The 5092-nt window shown below is 56.8% G+C and carries 4 protein-coding genes; all 4 read left to right on the plus strand.

Translation table 11 applies throughout. From position 1 onward, the window contains the following. Window positions 1–595 (plus strand): DUF2345 domain-containing protein (locus C84B14_RS17825; RefSeq protein WP_353226077.1); only part of this gene is annotated, 595 nt, incomplete at its 5' end. Window positions 596–601: 6 nt separating this feature from the next. Continuing rightward, window positions 602–1585, plus strand: coding sequence for a hypothetical protein (locus tag C84B14_RS17830; RefSeq protein ID WP_353226079.1), 984 nt, complete (start codon window positions 602–604; stop codon window positions 1583–1585). Continuing rightward, window positions 1582–4467, plus strand: a complete 2886-nt coding sequence (locus C84B14_RS17835) for a T6SS effector BTH_I2691 family protein (protein WP_353226080.1) — start codon at window positions 1582–1584, stop codon at window positions 4465–4467. The genes C84B14_RS17830 and C84B14_RS17835 overlap by 4 nt, the downstream gene beginning before the upstream one ends. Before the next feature lie 4 nt (window positions 4468–4471). Beyond that, the coding region (locus C84B14_RS17840) for a putative type VI secretion system effector (protein WP_353226083.1) at window positions 4472–5092 on the plus strand (621 nt) is incomplete at its 3' end.

Raw genomic sequence — 5092 nt, forward strand, 5'->3', positions numbered from 1 at the left:
CACGCAAGGCGGCACCGGCGACGTTCCCGCCTGGGCCCGCCCGGACCTGATCGCCAGTGCCCCGGCCGGCATCGCCGCGCTCACGCCGAAAGACCATATCGTCAGCGCCGGCAAAACCCTGTCCGCCACCGCCGGCGATATCAATATCGCCACGCAAAACGACCACGTCGCCGCCGTCGCGCTGGGCCTGCGCCTCTACACCCAGGGCCAGGCCGCCGACGGCAACAAACCCAATCAGGAAACCGGCATCGCCCTGCACGCCGCCACCGGCCCGGTGACCGCCCAGGCGCAAAGCGCCAAAGCCAAACTCGCCGCCGACCAGTCCGTCACCATCGCCAGCACGCAAGCCGACGTGAACGTCAGCGCCATGAAACACATCCTGCTCACCGCCGCCGGCAGCGGGCTGGAAATAAAGGGCGCGAATATCACGCTGACCGCACCGGGGGCGGTGACATTCCATGCCGGACAGCATGTGTTGACCGGGCCGGGGAGTGCGAGCATGCCGCCAATCGCACTCTCCAAAGCGTCGTATAAGGGTTGCCCGCAAAAAGTACAGGATACGATCACTTCGAGCGCGGCGTTTACCGATCTATGACTGCCTATGTCGCCCGAAAGCAGATCACGCCAGCTTATGAATGCGACATTGATTGAGTCATGCGCGGACACGTTGCATCGCCACTTGGCGAAGCAGAAAGAAAGGCGCTGTGTATTGCTGACGGGGCCCGCAGAACTTGGCGCATTTTCACAGGATCGCCTCGACGAGTGTAAAGCTGCAGGCATCGCGGTTTCGCCGGTTCGAGTTAAACACCCTAACCTTGATGCTAGCTACTGGCCCCATGCTATTGCGCTCGACTTGGATCGCAGCCGGGACGCCGATTTAGCGCGCGCCGCAATTCGCATGTCGCTTGAAGATTGGCAGCCCGAGGCGCTTAGACAGGCCCATGGTCACCGCATCGCCGGCTTTCTGTGCACCGACGTTCCGCTCTTCGAAGTTTGCAGGCACTTGTCTCGGGTGATGTTGCAACCAAGCCCGGGCGGGGGGCATCGCCTGCTTTCACTGTTGGATCCCGCTGCGCTCGAAGGCATCTGGCGTATTTTTAACGCTGACCAACAGACGACGTTATGCGGCCCGGTTGAAGAATGGCACGTGGTCGATCGCTGGTTTGACTGGTCAGTTCATGTTCGGCCAGAGGGTGGGCTGGAAGGTCGTCGCGCGCTAGGTATAACTGTGAGTCAATGGTCAGACCTTGGTAACGTAAGGGCGATTAACCGCGCATGGGCAAAAGCCGTTTCAAAGTGTTTACCCGTGTCTGCTCAAACCATGGACGAGCTTCCCGCTGCAATGCAGCGCGCCCGGCAATACGGCTTGCACGAGGCCGCAGACCTGGATGCTTTTGCATGGCATGCCCTGTCGGTGCGGCCTGATTTCGATCGCGATCCGCGGATACAGACGCGCCTAATCGCACGTGATAGTGAAACGACCTACAGCCTATCGGTTGCAGATTTAAACCCGACTGATTGGGAAGCCATCCGACGTGGTTGGGAAGCGGTTAATCCAGAGACCACGGATAAGGACCACGCATGAGTGCTCAAAAAGATCGCTGCGACGTCTGCAGCTATAAGGGTCTCGTCGTCTACCCAGCGCGGTATGCTGTCATGCCGAACGGCGTAACCGCGCCGGGCCTGGGCCCGTTCAGTGGCGAACGCGTGAAAGATATCGCGTTGACCGAAAGCCAGTACGCACTGCGCACAATGCGGCAAGGCTTTATCTACCTGTTCTACGAACAGGGCAAGTACGGTCGGAACTACTGGGAAGTCTACTCGGTGGCCCCGGATGGCAGCCTCTGGAAGCAGCTGGATGCAAATGCCGCGCAAGCAAAGTCTGAAGCGCCGAGCTGCAGCCGCAACGGTCATAGCGGCTTACGGACGCGTTATCTGGTAATAGAAAATCCGGAACAATGTGGCACGGTCTGGTTAGCGTTTAGCGAACACAAGTGGACCGAAGCCACATGTCAGGGCTACGAGATCAAGGCCAATCGCGAAAAGCGGATGCAGCCGATCGAGCCGGGCGATTGGGTGGGTAGCGAATCGCCAGGCGCGCACACGGCCGCACTCAGCGCCAGCACACTGGGAACGCTCGTTGAGTATTCGGAATCGGTCACGTTGGATAAGGCAGGGGAACCTAACGGCTGTACTGAATTCAACGCTGCAGCAATAAGCACCAGTTCGGCCGGCGGCTATAGCGCCGAACGACTCTGCGAGTGTATGACGCGATACCCGTGGCCTGAATACATTAAGACTGTGTCTGACCGCCCAGCCGAAGTCGACCGACTGATCCAAGAGGTGAACTCAAGCGCAGGCGCGGATAATGGCAGCACGCCACAAGCGACCCCAATGATAATTGCGCTCTGGGATGCGGTTGGAATTACGCATGAGCTCAATGGATTCCGAAATGACCCGGTGTCTTGGTTCGAGCGATACAGTCGAGAAAGGGCGCTTGAAATAACCGCGATGTACGATATCGATCAGGTGCATGCCATGATCGAAGCAAAAAAAGAAAAAGCGAGACGTCACGCAGACGACACGCAAGAAGAGTTTAATCGCGGCATAACCAACCCTCTTGAAACGCGCGAGCTGGCCCAGGAGAGAACAACGGCTCTCGCGAACGCCAACAGTGAACGACAGCGGGCTCAGATTAATGCCTATTACGACGATCTTGTATGGCTTAAAGACAATCGTATGGCGCCCGAAGACCAGCAGCTGATAATTGATCACGCGCAAGACACCACCGCCGTAGATCTGTCGGCGACGGAGGATTACACCGGCTCGATGCGTGACCGGCTAATGGCCTATATGCAAAACGAAATTCCCGGCTATCAACGCGGCCTGCAATTACGCCTCGAAGAGCTGGATGAGGAATGGGCCTCCTTTGAAGAATTCCTTCGACCGAACGCACTGGCTGATTTTCGTGAGAACTACGAACGTTTAGAAGCGGAAACCGAACGGTTGCAGCAAGCGCGCACCGACGACATCGCGCAATGGACGTTGGCACCGCTCTGGCTCAACACGCTCATCGATTACGACGGTGAAGTACAGGCCGATCAGATTGCCTTCGAGAACGTCGTCAACGAGGCGATTTTCGGTCTGTCATCGACCGAGGCCGGGTCGCAACATATCCAGTTGCTTGTCGACAATACCGACGTGGGCAGCGACGAAAGTATTGTGTGGCGTGCGGTTGCAATGAACAACGATGCCGCGCGCGCAGAACTCACGCAGGTTTTGGCCGAGGCCGAAGCCAACAAAGATACACCGTTGACAGAGTCATCGAGCGGGCTCGTGACGAGTGCTGTCGGTGAAGCGGCTGTGTTGGTCGGGCTTTACGGCGGGCTGGCCGGCGCAGCGGAACGTACAGCGGAAAACCTGCCGAAATTAGACAAACTGATGATGACGGTTGGCGACCGTATCTTTAAGAAATTCCATTTGAATAACATCGCCGACGGCGTCGGTGAAAAGATCGTCCAGCAGATTTTTCTTGCTCGTGCGCAGGTCGGCCAGGCCGAGAGAACCCGGCTGCTTATGACGCAGGCGACATATACGCAAATAAATCGAGCGAGCATTCTTGAGCACGCCCGGTCCGCGCGCAGCATTAGCGCGATAGAGAGAGCTGCCGCCAATGCACGCGGTAACGAAGCGCTGAAGGCTGCCTGGAACAAGATCAAGGACACCGACGAAGGACGGGGCTATGTTCGTAGCTCCCGAATCGCCGTAGTCGTGGCATTTGTTGAAATCTACAACATCTATCATCTTTTGTCCGAGCCGATTGACGAAGAGGCCGAAGCCAGCTTGGTAGCGTCCGCGACCGGTCTGGCGTCTGCCCTGATCCAGGTGATGGCCACACCGGCTTATGCGGTGCTTGATGGATCGAATCTGGCCATGCGATGGCGGCTCATGGGCGGACTGCTGGGTAGTGTGGGTTCGTTTGTTGCGGCTAGCTCGGCTTTCGCTAAAGCTCGGGATGAGTATAAGCTCGGTCAATATGCGCTCTTGGTTCTATATGGGTCGTCCTTTTTGGCAAATTTAATGATTGGCTCGTCCGTGGTAATTAGTACCCTTAGCAACGCCGGACCACTCATTAAAGATATAGGCAGACAGTACGGTGCAGAATGGATTCTCGCGACGAGCGGTCGGTTGTTTACGGGGGCGGTGGCGCGTTGGGCGACGGTCAGATTCGTCGCGTCGATCGGCGGCCGGCTTGTGGCTATCGGCACAAGCTGGTGGGCTATCGTCGCGATCACGGGTTTGCAAGCGTTTATTAGCTGGTTTAGACCCGATCCACTGAAGCTTTGGTTCGCCCGTTCGGCCTTTGGCAGCCACCAGTACGCTGGCGTGCTAGGCACGGATGACTATCCGCCGTACAGTGACGCGCAGTCACAGCAAACAGCCTTTAAGCAAGCGACCGAGGGTTAATCGCATGGGATGGTATGAAAGACACTCGCTAGCCGCCGAACCGATCGTGGTGCGTGGTCGTATGGAAAACGTGTCTTATAAATCTCATAAACGCGATTTCGTTACGTCTGCGAACGAGCTTGTCGCGCAGGAGGGCGCGATATTAGGTTTCGCGGCGTTTGGCGGCGGTGGCGCAGCCGGTGTGGCAAGTATGAGTAATGACCGGTTTGAAAAAGGGACATACATAGGCTTTACGATCGACGGTCAAAAATTCGAGGGTTGGCTTTGGCACGTCCCCTTCGAGCCTCACGATGAAGTCGAGGCGGTCGCAATACCGTCGGATTCGCAAGCACACGAAGTGATTGCGTTAAGACGAGTTGACGATCAATTGATCTGTGTTTATCCGCACGCAACGGCCGGGCGGCGAGCGCATATGAAAAGAGTATTAACGTACTCCTTTCTGGCGTGGTTGATCATCGGTGGTATTGGTTGCGCATGGATGTTTTGGGGCTTATATGGTGAAGGTCCCTTAATGCCGCTGATTGTTTCGCTATCCATTACAGCGGCTGGTTTTTATCTGTTTTTGTTATTTGCAGGTTATATGGTTGGCCGCAGATTTCGCCCATGTATTCTGATTGCAGAACAG

It is taken from the genome of Salinisphaera sp. C84B14 (assembly GCF_040361435.1).
GTDB lineage: Bacteria > Pseudomonadota > Gammaproteobacteria > Nevskiales > Salinisphaeraceae > Salinisphaera.

Excerpts from the sequence above, each read along its gene's own strand:
- C84B14_RS17830 (WP_353226079.1), top strand. The coding sequence starts at position 602 with ATGTCGCCCGAAAGCAGATCACGCCAGCTTATGAATGCGACATTGATT.
- C84B14_RS17835 (WP_353226080.1), top strand. The coding sequence starts at position 1,582 with ATGAGTGCTCAAAAAGATCGCTGCGACGTCTGCAGCTATAAGGGTCTC.